The organism is Paraburkholderia guartelaensis (genome assembly GCF_004353905.1).
In the GTDB taxonomy this organism is placed as follows: domain Bacteria; phylum Pseudomonadota; class Gammaproteobacteria; order Burkholderiales; family Burkholderiaceae; genus Paraburkholderia; species Paraburkholderia guartelaensis.
The window spans coordinates 110,498-136,666 of sequence record NZ_SMOD01000019.1 but is presented as its reverse complement, the minus strand read 5'-3'; the positions used below and the strand labels follow the sequence as shown (position 1 = coordinate 136,666).

At 66.1% G+C, this 26,169-nt stretch carries 25 protein-coding genes and 1 pseudogene; 18 read left to right on the top strand and 8 right to left on the bottom strand.

Going from position 1 to position 26,169, the window contains the following annotated elements; translation table 11 throughout:
* Window positions 1–20: 20 nt before the first annotated feature.
* Together E1N52_RS24230 and E1N52_RS45305 are read right to left on the bottom strand one after the other, a co-directional pair.
* Complete coding sequence (locus E1N52_RS24230) at window positions 21–455, bottom strand: hypothetical protein (RefSeq protein WP_069261799.1); 435 nt, start codon at window positions 453–455, stop codon at window positions 21–23.
* A 145-nt stretch (window positions 456–600) separates the two neighbouring features.
* Window positions 601–2,082, bottom strand: a complete 1,482-nt coding sequence (locus E1N52_RS45305; protein WP_133185263.1) for a methyl-accepting chemotaxis protein — start codon at window positions 2,080–2,082, stop codon at window positions 601–603.
* A 261-nt stretch (window positions 2,083–2,343) separates the two neighbouring features.
* Between E1N52_RS45305 and E1N52_RS24220 the strand changes: the two genes are divergently transcribed.
* The gene (locus tag E1N52_RS24220) at window positions 2,344–2,925 is read left to right on the top strand and encodes a cytochrome b (RefSeq protein WP_165979437.1); all 582 of its coding nucleotides are present in this window, start codon (window positions 2,344–2,346) and stop codon (window positions 2,923–2,925) included.
* Between the two features lie 12 nt (window positions 2,926–2,937).
* Here E1N52_RS24220 and E1N52_RS24215 read toward each other — a convergent pair whose 3' ends face one another.
* Complete coding sequence (locus E1N52_RS24215; protein WP_133185261.1) at window positions 2,938–3,837, bottom strand: LysR family transcriptional regulator; 900 nt, start codon at window positions 3,835–3,837, stop codon at window positions 2,938–2,940.
* Window positions 3,838–3,971: 134 nt separating this feature from the next.
* Between E1N52_RS24215 and E1N52_RS24210 the strand changes: the two genes are divergently transcribed.
* From E1N52_RS24210 to E1N52_RS24185, 6 genes and pseudogenes are all read left to right on the top strand, one after another.
* Window positions 3,972–5,426: a M20 family metallopeptidase gene (locus E1N52_RS24210; protein WP_246089196.1), complete on the top strand. Its 1,455-nt coding sequence runs from the start codon at window positions 3,972–3,974 to the stop codon at window positions 5,424–5,426.
* Window positions 5,427–5,452: 26 nt separating this feature from the next.
* Window positions 5,453–6,733, top strand: coding sequence for an MFS transporter (locus tag E1N52_RS24205; RefSeq protein ID WP_133185259.1), 1,281 nt, complete (start codon window positions 5,453–5,455; stop codon window positions 6,731–6,733).
* A 107-nt stretch (window positions 6,734–6,840) separates the two neighbouring features.
* Entirely contained in the window at window positions 6,841–7,164 is a 324-nt protein-coding gene (locus tag E1N52_RS24200) for an ArsR/SmtB family transcription factor (protein WP_133185258.1), read from the top strand.
* Window positions 7,165–7,265: 101 nt separating this feature from the next.
* Complete coding sequence (locus E1N52_RS24195) at window positions 7,266–8,327, top strand: alkene reductase (RefSeq protein ID WP_133185257.1); 1,062 nt, start codon at window positions 7,266–7,268, stop codon at window positions 8,325–8,327.
* Between the two features lie 273 nt (window positions 8,328–8,600).
* Window positions 8,601–8,801, top strand: a complete 201-nt coding sequence (locus E1N52_RS24190; RefSeq protein ID WP_133185256.1) for a DUF3562 domain-containing protein — start codon at window positions 8,601–8,603, stop codon at window positions 8,799–8,801.
* Between the two features lie 264 nt (window positions 8,802–9,065).
* Window positions 9,066–9,296: pseudogene (locus E1N52_RS24185) on the top strand (DUF2866 domain-containing protein); the annotation flags it as partial.
* Between the two features lie 199 nt (window positions 9,297–9,495).
* Here the strand turns inward: E1N52_RS24185 and dapA are convergent.
* Window positions 9,496–10,350 (bottom strand): 4-hydroxy-tetrahydrodipicolinate synthase, encoded by an 855-nt coding sequence (dapA, locus tag E1N52_RS24180; RefSeq protein WP_133185255.1) that lies wholly within the window; start codon window positions 10,348–10,350, stop codon window positions 9,496–9,498.
* 137 nt (window positions 10,351–10,487) lie between these two features.
* Window positions 10,488–10,661, bottom strand: coding sequence for a hypothetical protein (locus E1N52_RS44160; protein WP_165979436.1), 174 nt, complete (start codon window positions 10,659–10,661; stop codon window positions 10,488–10,490).
* A gap of 140 nt (window positions 10,662–10,801) precedes the next feature.
* Here E1N52_RS44160 and E1N52_RS24175 point away from each other — a divergent pair, with 140 nt between their 5' ends.
* The gene (locus tag E1N52_RS24175) at window positions 10,802–12,097 is read left to right on the top strand and encodes an aspartate carbamoyltransferase (protein WP_133185254.1); all 1,296 of its coding nucleotides are present in this window, start codon (window positions 10,802–10,804) and stop codon (window positions 12,095–12,097) included.
* A 74-nt stretch (window positions 12,098–12,171) separates the two neighbouring features.
* On the opposite strand, the gene E1N52_RS24170 is transcribed toward E1N52_RS24175, so the two are convergent.
* Window positions 12,172–13,251 carry a zinc-binding dehydrogenase gene (locus E1N52_RS24170; RefSeq protein WP_133185253.1) on the bottom strand — a complete coding sequence of 360 codons (1,080 nt, stop codon included), beginning with the start codon at window positions 13,249–13,251 and terminating at the stop codon, window positions 12,172–12,174.
* A 71-nt stretch (window positions 13,252–13,322) separates the two neighbouring features.
* Here E1N52_RS24170 and E1N52_RS24165 point away from each other — a divergent pair, with 71 nt between their 5' ends.
* A complete protein-coding gene (locus E1N52_RS24165) occupies window positions 13,323–14,291 on the top strand; it encodes a LysR family transcriptional regulator (protein WP_133185252.1) in 969 nt (322 codons plus the stop codon).
* A gap of 163 nt (window positions 14,292–14,454) precedes the next feature.
* Window positions 14,455–16,107, top strand: coding sequence for an FAD-dependent oxidoreductase (locus E1N52_RS24160; protein ID WP_133185251.1), 1,653 nt, complete (start codon window positions 14,455–14,457; stop codon window positions 16,105–16,107).
* A gap of 127 nt (window positions 16,108–16,234) precedes the next feature.
* On the opposite strand, the gene E1N52_RS24155 is transcribed toward E1N52_RS24160, so the two are convergent.
* The gene (locus E1N52_RS24155; RefSeq protein ID WP_133185250.1) at window positions 16,235–16,435 is read right to left on the bottom strand and encodes a hypothetical protein; all 201 of its coding nucleotides are present in this window, start codon (window positions 16,433–16,435) and stop codon (window positions 16,235–16,237) included.
* A gap of 20 nt (window positions 16,436–16,455) precedes the next feature.
* Here E1N52_RS24155 and E1N52_RS24150 point away from each other — a divergent pair, with 20 nt between their 5' ends.
* From E1N52_RS24150 to E1N52_RS24130, 6 genes are all read left to right on the top strand, one after another.
* Entirely contained in the window at window positions 16,456–17,172 is a 717-nt protein-coding gene (locus E1N52_RS24150; RefSeq protein WP_133185249.1) for a (2Fe-2S)-binding protein, read from the top strand.
* 16 nt (window positions 17,173–17,188) lie between these two features.
* On the top strand, window positions 17,189–18,205 hold the full coding sequence (locus tag E1N52_RS24145) for an FAD binding domain-containing protein (protein WP_133185248.1): 1,017 nt from the start codon (window positions 17,189–17,191) through the stop codon (window positions 18,203–18,205).
* Window positions 18,202–20,433, top strand: coding sequence for a xanthine dehydrogenase family protein molybdopterin-binding subunit (locus tag E1N52_RS24140; RefSeq protein ID WP_133185247.1), 2,232 nt, complete (start codon window positions 18,202–18,204; stop codon window positions 20,431–20,433). The genes E1N52_RS24145 and E1N52_RS24140 overlap by 4 nt, the downstream gene beginning before the upstream one ends.
* A 144-nt stretch (window positions 20,434–20,577) precedes the next feature.
* Complete coding sequence (locus E1N52_RS24135; RefSeq protein WP_133185246.1) at window positions 20,578–21,165, top strand: nucleotidyltransferase family protein; 588 nt, start codon at window positions 20,578–20,580, stop codon at window positions 21,163–21,165.
* Between the two features lie 121 nt (window positions 21,166–21,286).
* On the top strand, window positions 21,287–21,436 hold the full coding sequence (locus E1N52_RS44155) for a hypothetical protein (protein WP_165822772.1): 150 nt from the start codon (window positions 21,287–21,289) through the stop codon (window positions 21,434–21,436).
* Between the two features lie 263 nt (window positions 21,437–21,699).
* Window positions 21,700–22,929 (top strand): PepSY-associated TM helix domain-containing protein, encoded by a 1,230-nt coding sequence (locus E1N52_RS24130; RefSeq protein WP_133185245.1) that lies wholly within the window; start codon window positions 21,700–21,702, stop codon window positions 22,927–22,929.
* Between the two features lie 17 nt (window positions 22,930–22,946).
* Here E1N52_RS24130 and E1N52_RS24125 read toward each other — a convergent pair whose 3' ends face one another.
* Window positions 22,947–24,047 carry a porin gene (locus E1N52_RS24125; protein WP_133185244.1) on the bottom strand — a complete coding sequence of 367 codons (1,101 nt, stop codon included), beginning with the start codon at window positions 24,045–24,047 and terminating at the stop codon, window positions 22,947–22,949.
* A gap of 445 nt (window positions 24,048–24,492) precedes the next feature.
* Between E1N52_RS24125 and E1N52_RS24120 the strand changes: the two genes are divergently transcribed.
* Entirely contained in the window at window positions 24,493–25,392 is a 900-nt protein-coding gene (locus tag E1N52_RS24120) for an N-formylglutamate amidohydrolase (RefSeq protein WP_133185243.1), read from the top strand.
* Window positions 25,389–26,159, top strand: coding sequence for an IclR family transcriptional regulator (locus tag E1N52_RS24115; RefSeq protein ID WP_133185242.1), 771 nt, complete (start codon window positions 25,389–25,391; stop codon window positions 26,157–26,159). Before E1N52_RS24120 ends, E1N52_RS24115 begins: the two co-directional genes overlap by 4 nt.
* Window positions 26,160–26,169 lie beyond the last annotated feature (10 nt).

The following is a 26,169-nucleotide window of genomic DNA, read 5'->3' as shown; positions in this document are numbered from 1 at the left end:
TTGCGCCCGGCAAGCCGTGCTTAGTCGTAGTGACGATGCTTGTGGTGCTTGCCGTGATAGCCGCGCGAATAGTCGTCGGCGTACGAGTTCGAACGCGAAACATTGCCGCCGAGCGCCGAGCCAGCACCGCCGCCCACGGCCGCGCCGATCAGGCCGCCGGTGCGGCCGCCCATAGCGTTGCCCGCGGCAGTGCCAGCGCCGCCGCCGAGCGCGCCGCCGATGATGGCGCCCGTGCGTTCGCGACGATTCGAGGTGACTGCGCCACCCGCGCCGCCGCCCACTGCGCCGCCGATCACCGCGCCGGTGCTACCGCCCACGGCGCCGCCCAAAGCCGCGCCGGCGACGCCACCCAGCGCGCCACCCAGTGCGTTGTTCATATCGCCGGCGAGCGCCGGCAGCGAGGCTGCAGCAGTCAGCGCAGCAACGGCAACCATCTGGATGATTTTCTTCGACATAGTTGTTCTCTTACGTTTTTGAGACGGAACCGAGTATAGCGGCCAACGTGAAAGGGCTTTGTAACGCCATAGGCCTGGCGCCGTAAGAGGTGTAACAAAATGGTCTACTTTGGGGTCGCGCCCCGAAAACGCGTCGCGACGCCGCTCAATCCAGCCTGAACACCTTGACCGCGCTGGCGAGCAAGGCCGTCTGGCGATGCTGCTGCTCGACCTGCTCGACCGTGTCGGCGACATGCGCCGCGTTCTCGCGTATCGCCGCGTCGATGTGGGCGATGTTCTCGCCCATCTGGTCGATGCCCGCGCGCTGCGCGCCGGTGGCCGTCGCCATTTCGTGAACGATGGCCGACAGGCGCGTGACGCTTTCGAGCACCTCGCCCACCGTATTGCCCGCGCTTTCGACGAGACCGTTGCCCGTGCGTGCGCGCTCGACCGACTCCCCGATCAGCGCCCGGATCTCCTTCGCAGCCGAGGCGCTGCGCTGGGCCAGCGTACGGACCTCCTCCGCCACCACCCCGAACCCCCGCCCCTGATCGCCCGCACGCGCGGCCTCGACCGACGCGTTGAGCGCGAGAATGTTGGTCTGGAACGCGATGCCGTCGATCACGCCGATGATGTCGGTAATGCGTTCGCACGAGCGATAAATGTCGCCCATCGTATCGATCACCGCCTTGATCGCCCCGCGCCCCTGGGTCGCGACTTCGCTCGCGGAGCCCGCCAGCGCGCTGGCCGCCATTGCGTGATCGACGCTCTCATGCACGCTTTGCTTGAGCTGCTCCATCGCCGCGACCATGCCTTCCAGAGAATGGCGCTGTTGCTCGGTCCGCTCGGAAAGGACGGCGTTACGCGCGCTGGTGCCTGCTACGGACTCCGAAACTTCACTCACGCTGTCGCGCACCTGCAGCAGCGTTTTACGCACGGCCGCGAGCGTGGCGTGGAATGCGCCGGCCACATCGCTCGCGGGCCGGCTCGTTTGCTCGCCCAGCGTGATGTAACCCGAGGCCTGGCCGATCCCCTCCGACATGGCCGCGAGTTCGCCGGCGATGTTTGCGTCGCGCTCCTGGCGCGCCGAAATCGCCGCGATGAACAAGGTTTGAAGCCAGAGAAACGCCCAGTGCTGCGCCACGACGTCGAAGCCCGTCTGCGAATAGACCCTGACCGGCCAGCCCCATGCCTGGAAATAGTTGAACGCGAGTTGCTGGACGGAAATGAAGGCGGTGGCGAGCAGCACCACCTGCACGTCGCGATAGGCGAGCAGCAGCGAGAGCAGGATGAACACGACGAAGTGAAACTCGTCCTGTCCGCCTCCCACGTCGATCAGTAGGGCCGCGCCGCCCATGAAGGTGAGCGCGGATCCCATTCTGGTGATCTTGAGACCTGGCAGAGCAAGTGCGAGCAGCGTGGAAATGAGCGCTAGCGGCAATCCGACGACGAGCACGGGCGTGAGCGCGTCGAAGTGCCAGCCGATTCCCAAGGCGCCCGCCAGAAGAATCCAGTTGACGAGCGCGCAAGCTCTGTCGGCTCGTTTGCGCGCGTTCATGAGCGGGCTTTCGACGGCCGCTACCCGTCGAGCGGCATTGGCTGGGGCGTAGGCCTCGCCAAACGGGGCTTCTGCGAAATTGCTGGACATGGAATTCCCGACTCCTGATTGACAATGCAACTTATGGCCAGGTGAGGCAGACCGGCCGAATCACATTACGCAGTTATCGGCAGGTGAACCGGCAGCTAGATAAGGGAAATCCATTGAGGAATTATGGTTGACTTATCATCCAATGTCATTTTGGCGACAGCCGTTGTAACCGGACCTAACAAAACTGCATCGGCCGAGGATGTTCCGCAGAGCCGTTTTTGTGGCAGGCTTGGCTCATTCGACCGCGAAAAGGCCTTTACCATGTCCCGAAGCCCGCACTCCGTTTCTGCGTTGTCTTTCGCACGTCCCACATATGGCTTGACGCTGCGCGTGCTGCATTGGCTGACCGCGCTATGCATGTTCGTGGTGATCCCCGTGGCGTGGTACATGACGACGATGGACCGTCATGACCCGTCGCACGGCAGTTGGGTGAACTTCCACAAATCGATTGGCCTGACCGTCCTGCTGCTCACGCTGATCCGCGTGGTGACGCGGCTTGCGGGCAATGCGCCGCCGCTGCCGCAACGCATTCCGGTGTTCGAGCAGAAGCTCGCGCATATCGGTCATGGCCTGCTGTATCTGATTCTCTTTGCCATGCCGATCAGTGGATATATCAACTCGTATGGCGGCGGCCATCCGGTGAACTGGTTCTGGCTGTATCAGGTGCCCGCCGTCGTGCCGGCAGACAAGGCGCTCGGCCATCTCGGCTCGAAAATCCACTATTGGCTGGCGTACCTGACGTACGCACTGATCGCCGGGCACGTGCTCGCGGTGATCTACCATCAACTGGTGCAACGCGTTGATATCCTGGGACGCATGACGGGCCGCGCGGGCAAGCGCTGAGGCGCCGGGCCTTCACAACACGCGTTCGATCGCATCGATCAGCGCCCTCAGTACGCCTTCGATCGGGCGTGAAAGTCGCCTGTCGCGCATCGTCATCACACACAGGTTGCGCTGGTTGAGCGTCGGTTCGTCGAAACGCTTCGCCACCAGAGAAAGATCGTCCGCGAGGCCCGAAAGCGAGAGCCGGCTGCCAAGCGTGATCGCGCCCGCCAGCGCGGCGAACGCATGCAAGGCGCTCGAATTGTTGCTCGTGAGAATGGGCTCGAGCTTGACGCCGTGCCGCGCGCAGCATTCGTCGAATAGCTGGCGCGCCGTGTTGCCGCGTTCGAGCAGCGCGACGGGATAGTCGCTCAAGTCCGCGAGCGTGAGCGAGTCGCGTTGCGCCAGCGGATGCCCCGGATCGAGCAGCGCGCAGACCGGCGCCTGTGCGCTGTACTGCACGTAGACCTTCGCGGGGTCTCCGCTCGAAAATGCCAGCCCGAGATCCGCCTCGCCCGTGGCCACCCACTGCTCGACCTGCGAAGGCGTACCCGAGCGCAGATTGAAATGCACGTGCGGCGCGGCCGCGTGATGCTGCGCGAGCACGTGGGGCAGGAACGAGCGCGTAAAGCCCTCCGTGCAGCCGATTCGCACGATGCCGTGCCCGAGCGCCTTGGCCGTCGCGATCTCGGCGAGCACCGCGTCGCCCTCCAGCAGCGCGCGCCGCGCGTGCTCGGCCAGCCGCTCGCCCGATTCGGTCAGCACCATCCCACGCGGCATGCGCTCGAAGAGCGCCGTGCCCACGTCTTCCTCCAGCTTGCTGATCTGCCGGCTGATCGCCGAAACGGCGACGTGCAGGTTCTCGGAGGCCGCAGCCAGCGACCCGGTACGCGCGACCTCGACGAAGTAGCGCAAGGCGATTCCATGAAGCATCGGTTTATCCGTTCAGTGGGTGCTCGTTGCGTTGCCAATTCGGCAATGCTATCCGCAAAATTTGAAATTGTTGCGAATTTTTGACGTTCCTAGACTGCTTTCATTCCCCGTACCCAGGCATGAGAGGAGCCCTTTTGAACGAGACCCGACAAACCGCCATCGACCGCGCCCTGCGCGTCTACGATTCCGGCGCGTTCTTCACCGACCTCCAGCGCCGCGTGGGCTTTCGCACCGAAAGCCAGAACCCGGAGCAGGCCCGCGCACTCGTCGCCTATCTCGCCGACGAGGTGATGCCCTCCCTCACGCCGCTCGGCTTCACATGCCGCGTGATCGAGAACCCCGCGGGCTCCCGCGCGCCGTTTCTGATCGCCGAGCGCATCGAAGACCCTGCGCTTCCCAGTGTGCTGACCTACGGCCACGGCGACGTCGTGCGCGGCTACGACGAGCAGTGGCGCGAAGGCCTTGCGCCCTGGACCGTCACCGTCGAAGGCGACCGCTGGTATGGCCGCGGTACGGCCGACAACAAGGGCCAGCACTCCGTGAACTTCGCTGCACTCGCCGCGGTGCTGGACGCGCGCGGCGGCAAGCTCGGCTACAACGTGAAGCTGATCTTCGAAACCGGCGAGGAAATCGGCTCGCCGGGCCTCGACGCCGTTTGCGCCGCCCATCGCGACGCGCTCGCAGCGGACGTGTTCATCGCCTCCGATGGCCCGCGCGTGCTGGCCGAACGGCCCACGTTGTTCCTCGGCTCGCGCGGCGGCGTGACGTTCGAACTGCTCGTCGATCTGCGCAAAGGTGCGCATCACTCGGGCAACTGGGGCGGCGCGCTGCGCAACCCGGCCATCGTGCTGTCGCACGCGATTGCGAGCCTCGTCGACCGGCGCGGCGCCATCGTCGTGGACGGGCTGCGTCCGCCGCCCGTGCCCGCGAGCGTGCGCGAGGCGCTTGCCGACATCGTGCTCGGCGGCGACGAAGACGCCCCCGCAATCGACCCGGACTGGGGCGAGCCCGGCCTCACGCCCACCGAGCGCGTGATCGCCTGGAACACGCTCGAAGTGCTCGCATTCAAGACCGGCAACCCCGATGCCCCCGTCAACGCGATCCCGCCCACGGCCAAGGCCACCTGCCAGCTGCGCTTCGTGGTGGGCACCGACGCCGCACGCGTGGGCGAGCACCTCGAAGCGCACTTCGCGCGGCTTGGCTTTGACGACGTGCAGGTACGTGTCACGCAAACGTCCGCCGCGACGCGGCTCGACCCCGACGACGCCTGGGTGCACTGGGCGCTCGATTCGCTGCGCACTTCGACTGGAAAGAAGCCGGCGTTGTTGCCGAATCTCGGCGGCACGGTGCCGAACGATGTATTCGCGTACACGCTCGGCCTGCCGACGCTCTGGGTTCCGCACTCGTATCCGGCCTGCGCGCAGCACGCGCCGAACGAACACCTGCTCGGCTCCGTCGCACGCGAGGCGCTCGCCGTGATGGCCGGACTCTGGTGGGACCTCGGCGACGATGCCGCGCGTCTCGCCGCGAGCCGCGCATCGGCGCAAGCGCAAGCGCGCACGACGCGACCCACCGACGCCCTCGTCTAACGACAACGATAAAGGTGCCTGCCGCCATGTCCGCAAAACAACCCGTGAGCCTTGTCAGGCTCGTCATCGCCACCTCCGCCGGCAACGCGCTCGAATGGTTCGACATCGCCATTTACGGGTTCTTCGCGGTGTACATCGGCAAGCACTTCTTTCCGGCAGTCAACGAAACCGTTTCGATGCTGCTCACGTTCGGCACCTTTGGCGCGTCGTATCTCGTGCGCCCGCTCGGCGGCGCGGTGCTCGGCGCCTATGCCGACCGCAGCGGACGCAAGGCCGCGCTGATGCTCTCGGTCAGCCTCATGATGGTCGGCACAGCGATCATCGCGTTGATTCCCGACTACGCGACGATAGGCCTCGCCGCGCCGCTCGCGGTGTTCGCCGCGCGGCTCATCCAGGGCTTCTCGGCGGGCGGCGAGTTCGGTGCGTCCACGGCCATGCTGATCGAGCATGCGCCGCACCGTCGCGGTTTTCTCGCGAGCTGGCAGTTCGCCACGCAGGGCCTCGCCACGCTGCTCGCGGCCTCGTTCGGCTATGGACTCGCGCGCCTCATGGCGCCCGCCGACCTCGCCACCTGGGGCTGGCGCCTGCCGTTTTTCTTCGGATTACTGATTGGTCCGGTCGGCCTCTATCTGCGCCGCTTCATTGAAGACGCCGAGGACTTCAAGCGCAGCGCGCGCACTGAAACGCCCGTGCGCGAAGTGCTGGGCCAGCAAAAGCGGCTCGTGCTCACGGCGATCGGCCTGCTGACTGTCTCGACGGCGGTCAACTATCTGCTGCAATACATTCCCACGTTCGCGATCCGCCAGCTGCATCTGCCTGCGGCAACCGGCTTCGCGGCGACGATGGCGGGCGGCGTCATTCTCACCGTCGTCACGCCGTTCGCGGGGCATCTGTCCGACCGTATCGGGCGGCGCACGCAGATGACCTGTGTGGCGCTGCTCTTTCTCGCGAGCGCCTACCCCGGCTTCGCCTGGGCAACCAGCCAGGAGAGTGCGGTGCCGCTCTTCGTGCTGATTGCGTGGCTCGCGCTCCTGAAGTCGATCTATTTCGGCGCCCTGCCCGCACTCATGGCCGAGATCTTCCCGGCCGCGACTCGCGCCACCGGCATGTCGATCGGCTACAACGTCGGCGTGACCGTGTTCGGCGGCTTCACCCCGGCCATCGTCACGTGGATGCTGAGCGCCACCGGCGACAAGAGCGCGCCGAGTTACTGGCTGATTGCGACCGCCATGATCAGTTTGGCCGCGCTGGCGTATGTGAGCCGCGTGCGCGTCGCGGCCACGGTTGCGCAGCAGGCGACGGCGTAGATCGAGCGAGGGAAAGCGAAATTTGCCGACAACCCTATTGAAATGAGTGTCATCGCCCATATCGTAGAATCACGATATATGATTCGGACAGTTACGATGCAACCGCAATGAAGAATTCCCCAACTCCCCCCGCTCTCGACGTCGACGCGATCTGCAAGGCGCTCTCCAATCCGGTGCGCCGCGAGATTCTTGCGTGCCTGCGCGAGCCGCAGGTGCACTTCGGCGACCAGGAGCTGCCGCTAGACAACGGCGTTTGCGCGGGCAAGATCGACGCGCATTGCGAGCTTTCGCAATCCACGGTGTCCGCGCACCTGGCCGTGTTGCAGAAGGCCGGACTCGTCACGTCCAAACGCGTGGGGCAGTGGGTGTTTTTTAAGCGCAACGAGCCGGTCATCGAGGCGTTTATCGCCCATATGAACGCGCAGTTGTGAGTCTTCAGCGACGAAACATCTGCTGAATACGCATCGTCCGTTTCGATTCCCTATCGCTTTTCAGCCCGCGGGCCGCGCCCGCAGACAAGGTGACACTACACATGGCAACGCTTTTCGACCCCATCCAGATCGGCGACCTCACGCTGCCGAACCGCATCATCATGGCCCCGCTCACGCGTCAACGCGCTGGCGAAGTACGCGTGCCCAACGAACTCATGGCGAAGTACTACGCCGAGCGCGCAACGGCCGGCCTCATCATCAGCGAGGCGACCTCGGTGACGCCGCAAGGCGTCGGCTATGCCGAAACGCCGGGCATCTGGTCGCAAGAGCAAGTGGAAGGCTGGAAGATCGTGACCTCCGCGGTGCATGCCGCGGGCGGCCGCATCTTCATGCAACTGTGGCACGTCGGTCGCGTGTCCGACCCTGTGTTCCTGAACGGCGACCTGCCGGTGGCGCCCAGCGCCATTGCGCCGCAAGGCAACGTGAGCCTCGTGCGTCCGCAGCGCGGCTTCGTCACGCCGCGCGCGCTCGAAACCGAAGAGATCGCCGGCGTGATCGCGGCGTTCCGCCAGGGCGCTGTCAACGCGAAGGCGGCCGGTTTCGACGGCGTGGAAATTCACGGCGCGAACGGCTATCTGCTCGACCAGTTCCTGCAGGACAGCACCAACCAGCGCACGGACGCCTATGGCGGCTCGATCGAAAATCGCGCGCGTCTGCTGCTCGAAATTACTGACGCGTGTATCGATGTGTGGGGCGCGAGTCGCGTGGGCATGCATATCGCACCCCGCGGCGACGCTCACACGATGGGCGATTCGAATCCGGCGGCGACGTTCGGTTACGTGGCGCGCGAGCTCGGCAAGCGCAAAATCGCGTTCCTCTTCGCGCGCGAATCGCTTGGCGACAACCGTCTCGGGCCGCAGCTGAAAGCCGAATTCGGCGGTCCGTTCATCGCGAACGAAAAGTTCTCGCTGGAATCGGCACAGGCCGTACTCGAGGCAGGCGAAGCCGACGCGGTCGCGTGGGGTCAGCTCTTCATCGCGAACCCCGACCTGCCGCGCCGTTTCGAATTGAACGCGCCGCTCAATGCGCCGAATCCGTCGACGTATTACGCGCGCGGCGAAACGGGCTACACGGACTATCCGTCGCTCGAAACCGCGGCGTAAAGCTGACACAAGCAGAACGCGTGCGGCACGCTGCCGCACGCCATAGGCGGCCACGGCGCAGGCATTCTGTCTCGCCGTGGCCGTTTTTTCGCTGGAAGTCCTGGAAGTACGGGACGGACGCACGTGCGAGCAGGCACTAATGCTCAGACAGATCGCGCTTTCGACGCGTGCGGCGATTTTGCTCGATAGACGGATTCAATTGGTATCCCGCGCCCGGATATCCTTGAATACAAACCCGCCTACCGTCCCACCCTCGCTGACCGGAGCCCAGTCATGCCAAAGACCGCCGATGCTGCCGAGATCGTCCATACCATCGCCGAAGAGACCAATACGCCGGAGGAAACGGTCGCGCGCATCTACACCGACACGCTCAATGAATATCGGGCGCAAGCACGCATCCAGGACTATCTGCCGCTCTTCGCCGCGCGCAAGACGCGTGCGACGCTGCGGCAAAGTGGCACGAAGCCGCACTAGCCGCTGCCTGTCAGCTTGTCTTTTTGCCGGCCGCACGGTGGCCGGCCGTTCTGTCCCACGGCATTTTTCTGGACGGTGCGCGCCCGCATAGGGCTCGCGCCGCCGCATCCATTGGCCCACCCGGTCACACTCGGGCACACATCGCCCAGCTCCCTCTCTTAAGGTTGGTTTAATTCTTTGCTGCAAACATAGGCTCAACCCCTGTTGAGCCGCCGGAACATCGGCGGCGTTTTTTTGCGCGGCAAGCCTAGGAGGAGCGAGGTCATGGTTGAAGACGATGTGCTGGTGCACCTGCAGTCCCTGCTGCGAGACGGCGCCGCTTCGACGGTCGCGTCGTGCCGGGTCTCCACGCCACTCCAGCATCCGTGGGGCCGCGCCTACCGGCTCGTCGAATGGACGACGCCGCTCGACGACAGCGCCCGCCGCCAGGTCGTGCCCGCCGAAAGCACGGCGCTCGACATCGCGCGCCTCGTTGCGCAGCACGTGCCCGGCCGCCGCATTCTGCTAAACGGCGAACCCGCCGCAGTCGAACGGCCTCGCACGCGCCGCCGCCGCGCGTCCAGCGCCGCGAACGCACGCGCGGCGCGCTAGAAGCGCCGCTTCCGGGCGGCGTACTCACGGCGGCACAAGCCGCATTTTGTACTTCCACCGCCGGCATCTCATCCCGCCACGTGCCCTTCCAGCACGGGCAGCGTCACACCACGAGGCTCGCCAGCGACGCCTCCAGTTCACTGCTCACACGCGTCATCGGCGCGCGCAGCTCATTGCGGATCAGCCCGCACGCAGCCAGCCCCGCCTTCACCGGCCCCGGATTCGGCTCCGCGAACGCCACGTGCACGAGCGGTACGAGCGTGTGCCAGATCGCGCGTGCATCGGCGAGACGCCCTTCCTGCAACGCGCGCGCCATCCCCACGAAACGCTCCGGCCGCCAATGCGCCGACGCCGCGATCGCCCCGCTCGCACCCGCACACATCGCGCCGAACATGTCGATGTCCTCGCCGCAGAGCACCTGCAAACGGCCGTCGAGAATCAGCGCGAGCGTCTTGTCGAGCGAGCCGCCGCAGTCCTTCACCGCGACGATGCGCTCGTGCGCGGCGAGTTCGAGCAGGCTCGGCAATTCGATGCGCACGCCCGTGCGCGCGGGAATGTCGTAGACGATCAGGGGCTTGCGGCTCGCATCGGCTAGCGCCGCGAAGTGGCCGATCACACCCGGCTGCGATGGGCGGATGTAGTAAGGCGCGGCCGCCAGCACGCCCGCGATGGGCCGCTCGTTGAGCGCCGCGATCCGCTCGCAGACGGCGGCCGTGTGATTGCCGCTCACGCCCGCCACGACCGGCAGGCCGCCCGCCGACGCCAGCACGGTGGCGAGCACGTCGTCCGCTTCCTCGTCGCTTAGCGCGGCGGGCTCGCCGGTCGTGCCGAGCGCGACGAAGCCGGCCACGCCGGCCTCGACGTAGTGGCGCACGAGCGCGTCGAGCGCAGCGTGATCGACTGCACCGGCGTTGAACGGCGTGATGAGCGGAATCCAGATACCCGAAAACTCAGACATGACTTTCCCTTGAACTCGACCGTATGGAAGGTCCGTTCAGCGGTGCGCAGGAGGGAAGCAAGCCGGGAGTGAGGCGGAAGGCAGGGCGCCTTCGACTGGCTGTTCCGTCGCACATCTGACGGAACAGCAGACTCCGGTCAGATGAGCGGCTGTTTTTTGGCTTTGGCTTTCACCCACACCGATGCGGCCTGCGCGAGCGACGACACCGCGCGCGTGGCGGCGGTGAGATTCGGCAGGTCGTGGCGGAGCGGGTTACGTAGCATGTCGCGCAGTGTAACCGAGATCGCGCAGTTGCGGGCGGGCGCCAGCAAGCGGCGTGCTGCGCGCGCGGTACGTCCTCACGCGCGCAGAACGGCTTCTCGAGCGCTCCTCCGACAAAAGAACTTGACTTCTCGCGCCACCGAACTAATATACGCACCGCGTACATTAACCAGAAATCACGGGTGCCAGCATGAGCGTTCCGCAACAAGCCTTCCTCCGTGACGCCATGCGGCGTCTGAACATGACCCGCGACGCATTTGCGAGCCGCATCGGCGTGTCGCGTCGTGCCCTCGACACATGGCTGCTGCCCGAGGAGTCGCAGGAATCGCGCGCCATGCCGGAGATCGTCGAGCGCTTCGTTTCGGAAATCGTCGGCAACGGCGAGCCGCGCGAAGACTATACGCAAAGCGTAGACTCGACGCGCTCGCTCGCCAGCCAGATGCAGTTCGAGGGCAAGCCGCAACTGCTCTCCGTGGACCAGTTCTCGCGCGACTCCGTCGAAGCCCTGTTCCGCGTGGCCGACATCATGCAGCCCATCGCGCGCCGCCGGAAAATCTCGCGCGTGCTCGAAGGCGCAGTGCTCGGCAACCTGTTCTTCGAAGCCAGCACGCGCACGCGCGTGAGCTTTGGCGCCGCGTTCTGCCGGCTGGGCGGTTCGGTGTGCGACACGACCGGCTTCACGTTCTCCTCGATGGCCAAGGGCGAATCGATCTATGACACGAGCCGCGTGATGGCCGGCTACGTGGATGCGATGGTGATTCGGCATCCTGATCAAGGCTCGGTGGCCGAATTCGCGCGCGCCGTGAACATCCCCGTGATCAACGGCGGCGACGGTCCCGGCGAGCACCCGAGCCAGGCGCTGCTCGACCTCTACACGATCCAGCGCGAGTTCTCGCGCCTCGGCAAGATCGTCGACGGTGCGCATATCGCGCTCGTGGGCGACCTCAAGTACGGCCGCACGGTGCACTCGCTCGTGAAGCTGCTCGCGCTGTATCGTGGCATCAAGTTCACGCTCATTTCGCCGCCGCAGCTCGAAATGCCGGCATACATCGTCGACAAGATCTCGACCAACGGCCATGTGGTCGAGCAGACGCACGACCTGCGCGCGGGCCTGCGCGGCGCGGATGTGGTGTACGCCACGCGCATCCAGAAGGAGCGCTTCGCCGACGAGTCGTTCGAAGGCTACACGCCCGAATTCCAGATCAACCAGGCAACGATGGACGAGTGCTGCAGCGCTGAAACGCTCGTGATGCACCCGCTGCCGCGCGACAGCCGCCCGGGCGCGAACGATCTCTCGACCGATTTGAACCACGATCCGCGCCTCGCGATCTTCCGCCAGACCGACAACGGCATTCCGGTGCGCATGGCGATTTTCGCGGTGCTGCTGGGCGTGGAAAATCTCGTGCAGCATTCGATGCGCGACGCAGTGTGGCGTCCGCCTGCATACCTCGGCCCGGACGACGCCGTGTTCCACGGCATCGACTGAGCCTCGTTGCACTCGCAACATCATCGGCCCGCAAGCGTCAATCGCGCTTGCGGGCCGATTTGTTTATGGCGCGCTCAAGCGCCCGGCGACGTGCAAACCGTCACGCAGGTCAGCCCTTCGGCTTTTTCCGCCGCGTCGATCGCGGTCTCCAGCGCATCGAATGCGTGGCGCTGCACTTCGATCGCGTCTAGCGGCAATTGCCCGGACTGCACGAGCGCGATCAGCGCGCGGTAGTCCGCACCGCTGTACATGAAGTGGCCCATCACCTCCCAGTTGTTGATGAGCATCTCGCCATACTTGATCGGCAGATCCACCTCCATGCTGCCCATCAGCACCATGCGGCCGTTGCGGCGCAGGCTGCGCAGCGCGGCGAGCGTGGCGCCCGGGTCGGTGGCGTGGCCCACCATGTCGAAGGCGAGATCGGCGCCGCCATTCGCGGCGGCATGGATGGCCTCCACGTCGCGCGCCATCTCGCCGCTGAGCGCGACGGTGACCACGCGGCCGCCGCCGAGCTTCGCGAGTGGCGCCAGCGCCGCGGCGCGCCGCCCGAGCGCCACCACACGGCCCGCGCCGAGTGCGAGCGCATCGAGCACGGCCGCCGAGCCGAACGCGCCGGCCGCACCGTTCACCACCACGGTTTCGCCTGCCGCGAGCCGGCCGCGCCGCAAGCCGCCGAACGGCACCACGAGCTTGCCGAGCGCCGCGAGCTGCGCCGAAGGCACGTGATCGAGGCCATCGAGCGGAAACACCGTCGAGGCCGGAAACTCGACCGCCTCGCGCAGCGTGCCGTGCGGAAAATCGCCGAGCATGGGTCCGCTGTCCGGGCTGATCGCCGTGAGCCCGAGCAGCGCCTGGGCGGGCTCGCGCAGCGCTTCGTCGGCGATCCAGTAGGGGCTCAGCGCCACGCGCTGGCCGACGCGATAGCCGTACACGCCTTCCCCGACCGCGAGCACCCGGCCGATGCCGTTGGTCCCCGGCGAGAACGGCCCCTGCGGGTAGCCGTAGGGCAGCTTGCCCTGCACATACTGGCGCGTATAGCTCAGGAGCGGCACGGCCTCCACGCCCACCAGCAGCGCGCCGCGGCGCGGTTCGGGTTGCGGTACGTCGCGCAGCGCGAGCGGCTGGCCGGGTTGATCGAGCATCCAGGCTTTCATGGCTTCTCCTAGCGGAAAGGGTTTTGACGGTTGATCCGACGGATTGAACTCTAGGCGAGCGAGACGTATTCTTGAAATCAATCGTCGACATTCCACCTATCACCGTGATTGATCTCTCTGGCATCGACCTGAACCTGCTCGTGTCGCTCGACGCCCTGCTCGCCGAGTTGAATGTGACGCGCGCCGCCGCGCGCCTGAATCTCACGCAGCCGGCCGTCTCGGCGCAGCTTGCCCGGCTGCGCCAACTCTTCGACGACCCGCTGCTCCTTCCCGCCGCCAATGGCCGCGGCATGACGCCCACGGCGCGCGCGCTCGAACTGATGGAGCCGCTGCATGCGGCGCTCAAGACGCTCGAAACGGTGGTGCGCCGCGAGAGCGCCTTCGATCCGCTCACGGGCACACGGCGCTTCGTGGTCGCCGCGAGCGACCAGTGCGTGGCCGTGCTCGGCTTGCCGCTGATGATCGAATGGCCGCGTCTGGCGGGGCCGGGGCTACAACTGGCGTTCATCGCCGTTGAATCCGGCTCGCTCGCGGAGCGCTTCGAGCGCGGCGAAATCGATTTGCTGCTCGGCTCCGCGCAGCAGGTGCCCCCAACGCTCAAAGCCAGAAAGCTCTACGACGAACGCTTCGTCGTGGCGCAGCGCAAAGGCCACCCGCGCGGCACTGCCCCGTTCGATCTGGATAGCTATTGCGCGCTCGAGCACGTGCTCGTTTCGACCAGCGGCGCGAGCTTCTTCGGCTTCATGGACGAACATCTGGAAGCGCTCGGCCGCCGCCGCCGCGTGGCGCACTCGGTGCAGCATTTCACGCTCGTGCCCGAGGTGCTCGCGCGCACGGACTACGTGGCGACGCTGCCATACCGGCTCATCGCACGCTACCAGGACCGCGTGGACCTGTTCGAACTGCCGTTCGAGGCGCGCGGCTTTTCGATGCATGCGGCATGGCATCCACGCAATCACGCCGATCCGGCGCTCGTGTGGCTACGCGAGGCGGTGGCTGCGCTAAGCACAGGTGACATGGTTAGCGATCCTCTCGAATGACACTCGTGCGCAATTCGTCAGTCGATTAATTCGGCGAATGTCTGCATGCGCGCCGCCTATACTGCATGAGACGTCAAAAAAACGGCCGCGCTGCAACACGAACGCTCGGTCCCCGCGCCGCTGTCCCATCGTCGTTTCCTGCTTGCCCGCGACTTGCGAAGCCATGCTGACCACAGACGAAATCCGCGCGATCCCGCTTTTCTCCACGCTCCCCGAAGCCGAACTCGAACGTCTCGCCCACACCTCCGCCGACCTGCATCTGAGTCCCGGTGAATACGCCGTGCACGAAGGCGGCGAGCGTGCGCTCTATGCCGTGCTGTCCGGCAAGATGGAGGTCGTCAAGCTGTTCGACGGCATCGAACGCACGCTTGGATGGCGCTTGCCCGGCACGATCTTCGGCGAGGTGCCGCTCGCGCTCAGCTCGCCGTTTCCCGGCGCGTACCGCGCAGCCGTGCCCTCGCGCGTCATGCGCGTGGACGCGCAGCATTACTACGCGCTCGCCGCCGCCTCCTCGGATGTCGCAACGCGCATGGGCGCGCTCGCCCGCGAACGCATCGGCGGCTTGCAGGGCCTTTCCGCGGAGCCGCCGAAAACACGCGTGACGCTCGTTGGCGCGCGCTGGGACCCGGCTTGCGCGAACCTGCGCCAGTTCCTCGCGCGCAACCAGATCAGCTGCGAGTGGCTGACGCCCGACGCGCCCGAACTCAAAACACGCTGGAACGGCCCCTGCCCCGAAGAACAGCACTGCCCCACCTTGCGCCTCGCCGATGGCACCCTGCTGAGCCGCCCCGTGACGCGCGACCTGGCGGAGCGGCTGGGGCTTCAAACCCAACCGCGTCTCGCGGAATACGACACGCTGATCATCGGCGGCGGCCCGGCTGGCCTTGCCGCTGCGGTCTACGGCGCGTCGGAAGGACTCCGTACCATCGTGGTCGAGCGTGAAGCACCGGGTGGCCAGGCCGGCACCTCTTCGCGTATCGAAAATTATCTGGGCTTTCCTGGCGGCATTTCCGGCGACGAACTGGCGAGCCGCGCGTTGCAGCAGGCACGGCGCCTCGGCGCCGAAATCCTCGTCACGCGCGCGGTTGCACGCGTCGATACTGCGGCGCGCGAAGTCCACCTCGACGGCGGCGACGTGGTGCGCGCGCACACGCTCATACTCGCGACGGGCGTCACCTGGCGGCGTCTGGCGATCGAAGGCTTCGACCGCTTCATCGGTAAAGGCATTTATTACGGCGCAGCGCGCAGCGAGGCGAGCGGCACGCACGGACTCGACGTGTATCTGATCGGCGGCGGCAATTCTTCGGGACAGGCCGCGCTGTACTTCGCGAATCATGCGCGCGCCGTGACGCTCGTTGTTCGCGGCGAGTCGCTCGAAAACAAGATGTCGCGCTATCTCGTCGAGCAGTTGGCCGCAAAGGAGAACGTCCGCGTCGAGCTGAATTCGGAAGTGGTCGGCGTGTATGGAGAGACGCATCTCGACGCCATCGACGTGCTCAATACGGCCAGCGAAAGCGTGAGCCGCCGCGAATGTGGCGGTCTGTTCGTATTCATTGGCGCAGACGCGGAAACGGGCTGGCTGCCGCCGGAGATCGCCTGCGACAAGCGCGGCTACGTGCTGACCGGCGACGATGCCGTGAAAGCCGGGCGCTGGTCGCACACGCGCGATCCATACCTGCTCGAATCGAGCGTACCCGGCATCTTCGCCTGCGGCGACGTGCGCCTGAGTCCGGTCAAGCGAGTGGCATCAGCCGTTGGCGAAGGCAGCATGGCGATCGCCTTCGTGCATCGTTACCTTCAGGAAGACCGCGCGTAGCATTGCGCCGAACACCTCGGCGCGCGACGATCTTTCAATACGCTTTTCCCTCTTGCTGCATTGCATTTCTGTCCACGGCGCCAGCTTTGCGCCGGGCTGGCGTCAGCCATGCGACAGCGTTGCGCCATCAAACAATATGCAGCGAAAAATTCACACGTAAGCGCTTTACTTTCGTGTTCGAGAAGTGCAATTTGCAGTTCTGCAATGCCCGGTCGAGCAACCGCGGCATCGGAATTGCTTCACGAAAGAGGCGCGCCGCTGCGCGACGAAGCCCTGCGCAAGCCCGCGCGGCCAGCGCCTGAAGTCCCGGATTATGTTCCGTCTTCATCCTGGAGTCCGCAGATCGCCATGTCCAACGAACGTCCCCTCGATGCGCCGTGCGATTGCGACGACGCCTCTCAAGCTTCCCCCTCCCGCGCGCCCGCTGACGTCACACGCCGCCGTTTCCTGCAATCGGCAGCCGCCGCTGCCGCGTTGAGCGCGACGCCTCATCTGCAAGCACAGAATGCGCCGCCGGCCACCGCCCCCTCGGAAGCGGCGCCGCCCGCGCCCGCGCAACCGGTCAGGCTCGACATCAACGGCCGCGCATACACGCTGCATATCGAACCGCGCGTCACGCTGCTCGATGCGCTGCGCGACTATGCGGGCCTCACCGGCACGAAGAAGGGCTGCGATCGCGGCCAGTGCGGCGCCTGCACGGTGCTCGTCGAAGGACGGCGCATCAACAGTTGCCTCACGCTCGCGGTGATGCACGAAGGTCAGCGCATCACCACGGTCGAAGGGCTCGCGGGCGTGGCCACGTTGAGTCCCGTGCAGCGTGCCTTTATCGAGCACGACGCCTTCCAGTGCGGTTTCTGTACGCCCGGCCAGTTGTGTTCCGCAACGGCATGCCTGAGCGAATTCGCGGCAGGCGCAGCGAGCGCCGTCACGCCCGACGTGCGCACACGCCCAGCACAACTGAGCGATGCCGAAATACGCGAGCGCATGAGCGGCAACATCTGCCGCTGCGGTGCCTATGTCAACATCGTGGCCGCCGTGCGCGACGCGCACACGGCCGGCGCCTGAGTACGGAGGCACAGATATGGATGCCATCTCGTACCAGCGCGCCGCCGACGTGAACGGTGCGATCGCCGCCGCGCAGCGTCCCGGTGCCGTGTTCATCGGCGGCGGCACGAATCTGCTCGATCTCATGAAAGGCGGCGTCGCGCATCCGGTGACGCTCATCGACATCACGCGCATCGCGGCGCTCGATCAAGTTCAAACGCTGCCCGACGGCGGCCTGCGCATCGGCGCGCTCGTGCGCAACAGCGAAGCGGCCAATCACACGCTCGTGCGCACGCGTTACCCGCTGCTCTCGCAGGCGCTGCTCGCCGGCGCTTCGCCGCAGCTGCGCAACATGGCGACCGTCGGCGGCAATCTCATGCAACGCACGCGCTGCCCGTACTTTTACGACACCGCGTTCACCCAATGCAACAAGCGTGCGCCCGGCAGCGGCTGTGCGGCGATTGACGGCTTCAACCGCATGCATGCGATCCTCGGCGCAAGCGCACAATGCGTGGCCGTCAACCCGTCCGATATGAGCGTCGCGCTCGCGGCGCTCGACGCCACTGTGCAGGTGAGCGGGCCGAGCGGGTCACGCACCATTCCGTTCGCGTCGTTTCATCGCCTGCCAGGCGACCGGCCCGATCTCGACACGACGCTTCAGTCAGGTGAACTGATTACCTCGGTCGACCTGCCGCCACAGTTGTTCAGCGAGCACGCGCACTACCTCAAGATCCGCGACCGCGCGAGCTATGCGTTCGCGCTCGTCTCAGTTGCAAGCGCGCTGCAACTCGACGGCCACCACATACGCACGGCGCGCATCGCGCTGGGCGGCGTGGCGCATCGGCCCTGGCGCGCGAGCGTGGCGGAGCAGCATCTCGCGGGAAAGACGCTCACCGCGTCGACGCTACGCGAGGCTGCCGCGGCGGAACTCGCGCAGGCAAAGCCGCTGAGCGGCAATGCCTTCAAGCTCGGGCTCGCGCAACGCGCGATCGTCCGCTCGACGATGCTCGCCGCCGCCGGCACGCAAGGCAACAACACCGGAGATTTCGCATGAGCACGCTGACCGGACAACCGATGGACCGCATCGACGGCATGCTCAAGGTCACGGGCGGCGCCCTCTACGCGAGCGATTTCCCCGAAACGCGGCTCGCGCATGCCGTGCTCGTCACCAGCACGATTGCGAGCGGCACGATCACATCGATCGACACGAGCCGCGCGCAGTCCATGCCCGGTGTGCTGCTCGTCATGACGTACCAGACCGCGATGCGCCTGCCCAACGGCGGGCGCTCACCGCTCAAACCACCAGCGGGACGGCACCTCACGCTGCTGCAGGACAACGTCGTGCGCTACAGCAACGAGCCGGTTGCGGTCGTGGTGGCCGACACGCTGGAACACGCCACCGATGCCGCGCGCCACGTCAGCATCGCCTATGCGCCGACGCAGGCCACGCTCGACTTCAACCGCGCGAAAGGCGACGCGCACGCGCCGCCAAGCATGATGGGCCGTCCGGTCGAATCGACGCGCGGCAACGTCGAAGCCGGGTTGCACGAAGGCGCGGTGCGCTTCGAGGCCGTCTACACCACGCCCACGCAGTTCCACAACCCGATGGAGCCGCACGCGACGATGGCGCACTGGGACGGCCCGGATCTCACGCTCTACGACGCCACCCAGGGCGTGAGCGGCGCGCGCAATGCGGTGTCGGCCGTGTTCGGCATCGCGCCGGACAACGTGCGCGTGATCTCGCCATTCCTCGGCGGCGGCTTCGGCTGCAAGGGTTCGTCGTGGTCGCATGTGAGCCTGTGCGCGATGGCCGCGAAGCAGACGGGACGCCCCGTGCGGCTCGCGCTCGCGCGGCCGCAGATGTTTGGGCCGGTCGGCTCGCGCCCGCACACCGAGCAGCATCTGTCGCTCGCCGCGCGCCCGGACGGTACGCTCACGGGCCTGCGCCACGACACGCTCGCCCACACGTCCACGTTCGAAGACTGGCTCGAGATGTGCGGCCTCGTCACGCGCATCATGTACGCGGTGCCCAATTGCAGCACGAGCCATCGTGTCGTACCCCTGAATGTCGGCACACCGACCTTCATGCGCGCGCCCGGTGAAACCACTGGCTCGTTCGCGCTCGAATCGGCCATGGACGAGCTGGCGTGGCAACTGAAAATGGACCCGGTTGCGCTGCGCCTGAAGAACTACGCGGAAAGCGAGCCGCAAGACGGCAAGCCGTGGTCGTCGAAAGCGCTGCGCCAATGTTACGAGGCGGGCGCGCAACGCTTCAACTGGTCGCGGCGCGTCAACACGCCGCGCGCCATGCGCAACGGCAACACGCTCATCGGACTTGGCATGGCGAGCGCGACCTATCCCGCGAATCGCAGCGAAGCCGCCGCCGTGGCGCGCATCCTGCCCGACGGCAACGCGATGGTCGCGTCGGGCACGCAGGACATCGGCACCGGCACCTACACGGTGATGACCCAGGTGGCCGCCGACGCGCTCGGCTTCCCGCCCAACCGCATCCGCTTTGCGCTGGGCGATTCGACCTTGCCGATCGCGCCCGTTTCGGGCGGCTCGCAATCGGCGGCAAGTGTCTCGCCCGCCGTGCAGGCCGCATGCGCCGCCGTGCGCGACAAGCTCATCGCGCTCGCGCGCGCCGATCGCGGCTCGCCCGTCTACGGGCTCGCCGCCGACGACGTGACCGTGCAGGACGGCTGGGTCGTGAGGCGCAGCGACAGCTCGCGACGCGATCCGGCCGCCGCCATCATCGCGCGCGCGGGCGGCCAGCCTGTCGAGGCACAGGCCGCGGCGAAGCCAGGCGCGGAAAAGCAGCAGTATGCGTTTCACTCATTCGGCGCCGTGTTCGCCGAAGTACACGTCGATGCCGATACCGGAACGATCCGCGTGGCGCACATCGTCGGCGCATACGACGTGGGACGCGTGCTCAACGAAAAAACGGCGCGCAGCCAGCTAATGGGCGGCATGGTGTGGGGCGTGGGCACGGCCCTTCATGAAGAGGGTCTCTTCGACACGCGCATGGGCCGCATTGCGAACAACAACCTCGCGGAATACCACGTGCCCGTGAATGCGGATATCGGCGAGCTGGATGTGCTGTTCGTCGGCGAGCCGGATCTGCGCTTCAACCCGCTTGGCGTGCGCGGTATCGGCGAAATTGGCATTACCGGCGTGCCGGCGGCCATTGCGAACGCCGTGTATCACGCCACTGGCGTGCGCGTGCGCGATTTGCCGATCACGCTCGACAAGGTCGTTCCACAGATGAATTCGCTTGCGTGACTGGCACCGGCCTGCACCCGTATAGTGCATGCGCAGTCGGCAAATGGAGGAACAAAGCAAGGCAGATGCCGCGCGCGGGGCTTGCCTCGCGCGCGCTTGCGCCGCACAATCACTGCTCACCCTCTTCGCGGGCGTACCACACCCATGGCCTATGCTTCGTTCGCCACCGGCGTGTTGCTCGCCGCCGGCACCGGTTCGCGCTTCGATCCCAACGGACTGCGCAACAAGCTCCTCGCTCCCCTTCCAGAAGGCACGTGCGTCGCGCGCGAGTCCGCGCAACGGCTGCTACGTGTCGTACCCAAAGTGATCGCCGTTGTACGTCCCGGGGCGGAAACACTCGCGCACGTGCTCAACGACGCGGGCTGCGACGTGGTGTTCGCCCCCGACGCCGCGCGCGGCATGGGCGCGAGCCTCGCCGCCGGCGTGGAAACCGATCATGATGCGGAAAGCTGGATCGTCGCGCTGGCCGACATGCCCTGCATTGCCGTCGAATCGATCGAAGCCGTGGCGCGCACACTGGATGGCGGCGCATCGCTCGTCGCGCCGTTCTATCGCGGGCAGCGCGGACATCCGGTGGGCTTCGGCTACCAGCATCGCGCGGCGCTCGTCGCGCTCGATGGCGACGCGGGCGCACGCGCCCTGCTGAGCTCACACCCGCTGACGCGCGTCGAAGTCGACGATCCAGGCATTCTGCGCGACGTCGATACGCCGGCCGACCTCAACGGGCTTTGATTCGCGCACACTCACGCGCTGCGATTATTCAATTGCGAGTGCCAGGCATGCAATCGATCGCCTAGGCTATAAGGTGACGCGCACCACACGGCCACACGCAATAGCGCAAGAGGACCTCGCGATGATCTGCTCGCACACGAATCCGCTTCCCGATCCACTCGCCGATCCGACGCGGGACCCCGAACGCGACCCGCTCACCCCGCCGGCGCCGGGCCATCACAACGACGAACCACAGCAGCCAGAGGGACCGCCGGACAAAGACCCCGTGTAATCGCACGCCCGGTCGCAACGGCCGGGTATTGCGTCTCACGGCCGTAGCGGCGCTCGCGACGCCGGTTCGCAAGCGCCACGGTTGTTCCTGCGCGCCGCGCGACTATTCCGCCCCCAAATCCCCGCCTTTCGCAAAGCTTGCGCCTTCGACGGTCGATCCGTAGAATGCAAACGATTCCTATTTGCAGTATTTTTCAAGATTTCCGTGAGCCCAATCGTGATCGCGTTCGCCCCCGCTCGCCGGCCGGCGAGCCGAGGTTTCGCATGAGACCGCTGCTGGTCCGCCTGCACCGCTGGTTCGGTCTTGGCACCGCGGCCTTCCTGTTCCTCGCCGGACTCACCGGCGCGGTGATCGCGTGGGACCACGAACTCGACGCGCTGCTTAACCCATCGTTCTTCCGTAGCGCGACGCCGGGCACGCCGCTGCCTGCGCTCGAACTCGCGAAGCGTCTCGAGGCCGCGGAACCGCACGCGGTCGTGACCTTCATGCCGCTTGCCGTCGAGCCCGGCCATACCTGGATCGCGCAGGTGGCGCCGCGCCTGAACCCTGCAAGCCAGACGCCCTATACGCTCGACTTCAACCAGGTCGCACTCGATCCCGTAACGGGCGAAGAACAAGGCCGCCGCATGTGGGGCAAGGCTTCGCTGGCCCGCCAGAACCTGATCCCCTTCCTTTACCGGCTCCACTACACGCTGTTCATGCCGACGAAGATGGGCATCGACTTCGGCGTGTGGACGATGGGCGTGGTGGGGATGGTATGGCTTCTCGACGGCTTCATCGCGATCGTGCTCGCGTTCCCCAACCTGAAAAGCTGGCGCAAATCGCTCGCCTTTCGCGTGAAGCGCGGTGGGTATGCGCTCACGTTCGATCTGCACCGCTCGGGCGGCGTGTGGCTCTGGGGACTCCTGATCGTCGTGGCCGTCACGTCGATTTCTATGAACCTCGGCGCTCAGGTCGTGCGCCCCGTGGTGTCGGTCTTCTCGACGCTCGCGCCGGACCCGTTCCGCATCGTCGCACCGGGCCCCGCGCTCACGCCCGCTGAAGCCGCGGCCGCGCGCGAACGCATCGTGGCCGAAGCCGCCGTTGTGGGCCGCCGCGAAGGCATCACGGCGCCGCCGGGCGGACTCTTCGGGCTGCCCACATCGGGCGTATATGGCGTGGGCTACTACGCGGCGGGCAACGATCACGGCGATGCGGGGCTCGGCAATGCGTGGCTCATCGTGAACGCGCGCACGGGCCAGGTGGTCGGCAGACAGATTCCGGGCCGGGGCAGCGCGGGTGACATCTTCATGCAGGCGCAGTTTCCGTTGCACTCGGGCCGCATCGTCGGGCTGCCGGGACGCATCGCCGTCAGCTTTACCGGCGTTGTCGTCGCGATGCTCAGCGTGACCGGCGTGCTCATCTGGCTCAAGAAAGCGCGTGCGCGGCGCAAGCCCGCGAAGCAGGCGAAGGCGGCCAGCACGATCGGCACGCGCGAGCGCGCCGCGAACTGACCGCCAGGGTCAGCCAATCAGAACTTGTGGCGGATGCCCGTCACCGCGAGGAACTGATTGCCGTTGCTCGATGCGCCCGACGTCCCTTCGATCTGCGCCACGGCGTTCGTTGCGCGCTGATAGATGAGGTCGAGATAGATGTCCGTGCGCTTCGAGAGGAAGTATTGCAGCGCGCTGGTCGTTTGCCAGTAGTGCCAGCTATCTTTCTGGCCGTTCGCGTTCACGCCCGTCCACGTCTCGCCGATGGCGGCATGAATGGACGGCGTGATCGCATAGCGCAGGCTGACTTCCGCGTTCTGATAGTGCTGGTACTGGCTTTGTGGCGTCAGCTCGAATGCGACGTTCGTGTACATCGCGCCCACGCCGAGATTGCCGAAGGTGTACACGCCGCCCGCGCCCCAAATACGCTGCTGCGTAATGCCCTTCAGGAACGTGAAGTAGTTGTCCGAAGGAATCGCGCCGGTCGTGTCCGTGGCCGGATGATCGAGCTGCACGTACGCTGCGCCAAACTGCAGCGGCCCGCCCGCGTAGCTCGCGCCCACGCTCCATGAACGATTCGTCGCGAAGTTGCCTGCGTTGTTGCTGAAGCCGTACATCGAGTTGATCGTCAGGCCATGGAAATTCGGCGTGACGTACTTGACGGAGTTGTCGGTGCGGAACGTGTTGTTCAGATCGTCCGTGTCGAACGGGTGCGTACCGTACTGCGAAGTCTCCACGGCCATTTGCAGCGGCTCGAGCGAATCCTGCGCCGCGTTGTACTGGCGGCCGAACGTGAGCGAGCCCCAGCGGTCGCTCGCGAGCCCCACCCACGCCTGGCGGCCGAAGATGCGACCGTTCGCACTCGCGGTGCCGGTCTGCAGGTTGAAGCCGTTCTCGAGGCGGAAGATCGCGCGATTGCCGCCGCCCAGATCTTCGCTGCCGAGCAGGCCCCAGCGCGAGCCCTGCTCGCTGCCGGCCGTCGCCTGGAAGTTCGACTTGCCGCCCTGGTTGCTCGTATAGGTGAAACCGCCGTCGGCGATGCCGTAGAGCGTGACGCTCGACTGCGCGTAAGCGTGCGAGGCCGCGAGGCCGAGACCGCCGATGACGAGTGCGAGGGTGCGCCGGGATGCGTGAAACATGCGTTTTTCTCCTTCTGGCATTCGATGTGCCGTGAATTGACGTTGATCTCCAGATGCGCGCCGCGAGGTGCGATCTATCTTTTGCAGTCCTGATGAAACGGCATCGCTGCGCAGCGCAGAGCCACGGTTACCTGCTCGCGCTCCCCGTTGGCGATGGCTTGCCTCACCACCCGCTTGTTTTATTGTTTAAAACAGCGTATTATTTATTATTCGGGTCGGCTTTCCGTCCCGTCAAGAAGCTGTCAAAAACCCGCGACACGACGCAGGGCGTCGCGGCGTCCGTCAAAAACGCTGTAATCCTTTACAGCCGGTTCAATTCGCCATTTTTACCGAGCCATTCCAGGGGAAACCCCAATCGGCCCAATTTTTACCGCGCGCTACGCTGTCTCTTGAAATTAAAACGCTGTTTTAATCATTAAAACACGCGGCAAGCAACTGACTAGCGATGACGAACACCAGCCCAGCTTCCTCCCACGCAGACGAACACGCGCCCTGCTTCACCCTTGCGGCACAGGCCGCGCCGCTGCCGATCGTGTTCGACTCCCCGCATAGCGGGATTACGTTGCCGGACGACTTCGGCACCGTCGCGCCGCGCGAGGCGATCCTCACGTCGTGGGACGCGTTCGTCGACGAACTGTGGGGCGGCATTCCCGCGCGCGGCGGCGTGCTGATCGGCGCACGATTTCCGCGCGCCTATATCGACCCAAATCGCGCCATTACGGACATCGACGCCGAACTGCTAGCCGAGCCGTGGCCCGAGCCGCTCGCGCCCGAACGGTACACGCAGCGCGGCATGGGCCTGATCCGCCGCTATGCGCTGCCCGGCGTGCCGCTCTACGATCGCAAGCTTTCTGTCGCTGAAGTCCGTCATCGCATCGACGCGTATTACCGCCCCTATCGCGCGGCGCTCGCGCAGGCGGCCGATGCGGCCTACGCGCAGCACAGCGCCCTGTGGCACGTGGACTGTCACTCCATGAAATCGCGCGGCAACGAAATGAACGTCGACTCGGGCGAGGCGCGCCCCGATTTCGTCATCAGCGACCGGCGCGGCACGACGTCGGATCCGGCATTCACGCAATGGGTCGCGGATCACTTTGCGGCCGCCGGCTATCGCGTGCAGATCAACGAGCCTTATCAGGGCGGCGACCTGCTGCGCGCCGTGAGCGATCCGGCGCGCAACCGCCACAGCATCCAGATCGAACTGAACCGCGCGCTCTACATGGACGAGGCCGCGTGTTCGAAGCATGCGGGTTTCGACACGCTCAAGCGCGACCTCGACGCCTTTGCCGACGCCCTCGCCAACTGGGTGCGCGCGCAACTCAACGCCAAGGGAGGCCGGCCATGACCTACATCGTCGATGCCGTCGACAACGCGCTCAAACTGCTCAGCTATGTGGCTGAGCATCCGGGCCTTGGCGTAACGGAGCTATCCACGCAGTTGGGTATCAACAAATCGCGCACCTATCGCATGCTCTGCACGCTGGAACTGCATCGCTATGTCGTGCAGGACGCGCAATCCTCCACCTACGCACTCGGCCCGCAAGCCTTCGTGCTCGGCGTGGCGGCCACGCAGCAGAACACGCTCGTACGCTCAGCCTCGCGCCACATGCTCGCGCTCAACCAGGCGATCAACGAGACGATCGTGCTGCGCGTGCGCGAGGGCCTCGAGACGGTTTGCGTCGCGCGTTGCGAGACCACGCACCAGGTGCGCGCCGTAGGCGCGGTGGGCAACCGCCGGTCGATCAACCACGGCGCTTCGGGCAAGGTGTTGCTCGCGTTCGCACCGGGTGCCGTGCGCACCGACTATCTCGCGCGCATGAAGAAGATGCCGGAGGCGCCGGACCTGATCGCGCTCGTCGAGGAACTCGATGCGATCGCGCGCAAGGGCTACGCCGTGAGTCTCGGCGAAGTGACGGCCGGCGCGGTGGCGATCTCTGCCCCCGTGCGTGATATGTCGGGCGCGACGGTGGCGGCCGTCGCCATTTCGGGGCCGGAAATGCGCATCGGCCGCGCCGAGATTCCCGACTACCTCGAACGCCTTCAAGCCTGCGCCGATGCGATCTCCGCCGAACTCGGCTATGCGGGCGCACGCGCCGCGGCGCTTTCCGCCTGAGCACGCACGG

What these genes read in the sequence shown, in the direction of transcription:
- E1N52_RS24230 (WP_069261799.1), bottom strand. Translation starts at nt 455, where the DNA reads ATGTCGAAGAAAATCATCCAGATGGTTGCCGTTGCTGCGCTGACTGCT.
- E1N52_RS45305 (WP_133185263.1), bottom strand. Translation starts at nt 2,082, where the DNA reads ATGTCCAGCAATTTCGCAGAAGCCCCGTTTGGCGAGGCCTACGCCCCA.
- E1N52_RS24220 (WP_165979437.1), top strand. Translation starts at nt 2,344, where the DNA reads ATGTCCCGAAGCCCGCACTCCGTTTCTGCGTTGTCTTTCGCACGTCCC.
- E1N52_RS24215 (WP_133185261.1), bottom strand. Translation starts at nt 3,837, where the DNA reads ATGCTTCATGGAATCGCCTTGCGCTACTTCGTCGAGGTCGCGCGTACC.
- E1N52_RS24205 (WP_133185259.1), top strand. Translation starts at nt 5,453, where the DNA reads ATGTCCGCAAAACAACCCGTGAGCCTTGTCAGGCTCGTCATCGCCACC.
- E1N52_RS24200 (WP_133185258.1), top strand. Translation starts at nt 6,841, where the DNA reads ATGAAGAATTCCCCAACTCCCCCCGCTCTCGACGTCGACGCGATCTGC.
- E1N52_RS24195 (WP_133185257.1), top strand. Translation starts at nt 7,266, where the DNA reads ATGGCAACGCTTTTCGACCCCATCCAGATCGGCGACCTCACGCTGCCG.
- E1N52_RS24190 (WP_133185256.1), top strand. Translation starts at nt 8,601, where the DNA reads ATGCCAAAGACCGCCGATGCTGCCGAGATCGTCCATACCATCGCCGAA.
- dapA (WP_133185255.1), bottom strand. Translation starts at nt 10,350, where the DNA reads ATGTCTGAGTTTTCGGGTATCTGGATTCCGCTCATCACGCCGTTCAAC.
- E1N52_RS24175 (WP_133185254.1), top strand. Translation starts at nt 10,802, where the DNA reads ATGAGCGTTCCGCAACAAGCCTTCCTCCGTGACGCCATGCGGCGTCTG.
- E1N52_RS24170 (WP_133185253.1), bottom strand. Translation starts at nt 13,251, where the DNA reads ATGAAAGCCTGGATGCTCGATCAACCCGGCCAGCCGCTCGCGCTGCGC.
- E1N52_RS24160 (WP_133185251.1), top strand. Translation starts at nt 14,455, where the DNA reads ATGCTGACCACAGACGAAATCCGCGCGATCCCGCTTTTCTCCACGCTC.
- E1N52_RS24155 (WP_133185250.1), bottom strand. Translation starts at nt 16,435, where the DNA reads ATGAAGACGGAACATAATCCGGGACTTCAGGCGCTGGCCGCGCGGGCT.
- E1N52_RS24150 (WP_133185249.1), top strand. Translation starts at nt 16,456, where the DNA reads ATGTCCAACGAACGTCCCCTCGATGCGCCGTGCGATTGCGACGACGCC.
- E1N52_RS24145 (WP_133185248.1), top strand. Translation starts at nt 17,189, where the DNA reads ATGGATGCCATCTCGTACCAGCGCGCCGCCGACGTGAACGGTGCGATC.
- E1N52_RS24140 (WP_133185247.1), top strand. Translation starts at nt 18,202, where the DNA reads ATGAGCACGCTGACCGGACAACCGATGGACCGCATCGACGGCATGCTC.
- E1N52_RS24135 (WP_133185246.1), top strand. Translation starts at nt 20,578, where the DNA reads ATGGCCTATGCTTCGTTCGCCACCGGCGTGTTGCTCGCCGCCGGCACC.
- E1N52_RS44155 (WP_165822772.1), top strand. Translation starts at nt 21,287, where the DNA reads ATGATCTGCTCGCACACGAATCCGCTTCCCGATCCACTCGCCGATCCG.
- E1N52_RS24130 (WP_133185245.1), top strand. Translation starts at nt 21,700, where the DNA reads ATGAGACCGCTGCTGGTCCGCCTGCACCGCTGGTTCGGTCTTGGCACC.
- E1N52_RS24125 (WP_133185244.1), bottom strand. Translation starts at nt 24,047, where the DNA reads ATGTTTCACGCATCCCGGCGCACCCTCGCACTCGTCATCGGCGGTCTC.
- E1N52_RS24120 (WP_133185243.1), top strand. Translation starts at nt 24,493, where the DNA reads ATGACGAACACCAGCCCAGCTTCCTCCCACGCAGACGAACACGCGCCC.
- E1N52_RS24115 (WP_133185242.1), top strand. Translation starts at nt 25,389, where the DNA reads ATGACCTACATCGTCGATGCCGTCGACAACGCGCTCAAACTGCTCAGC.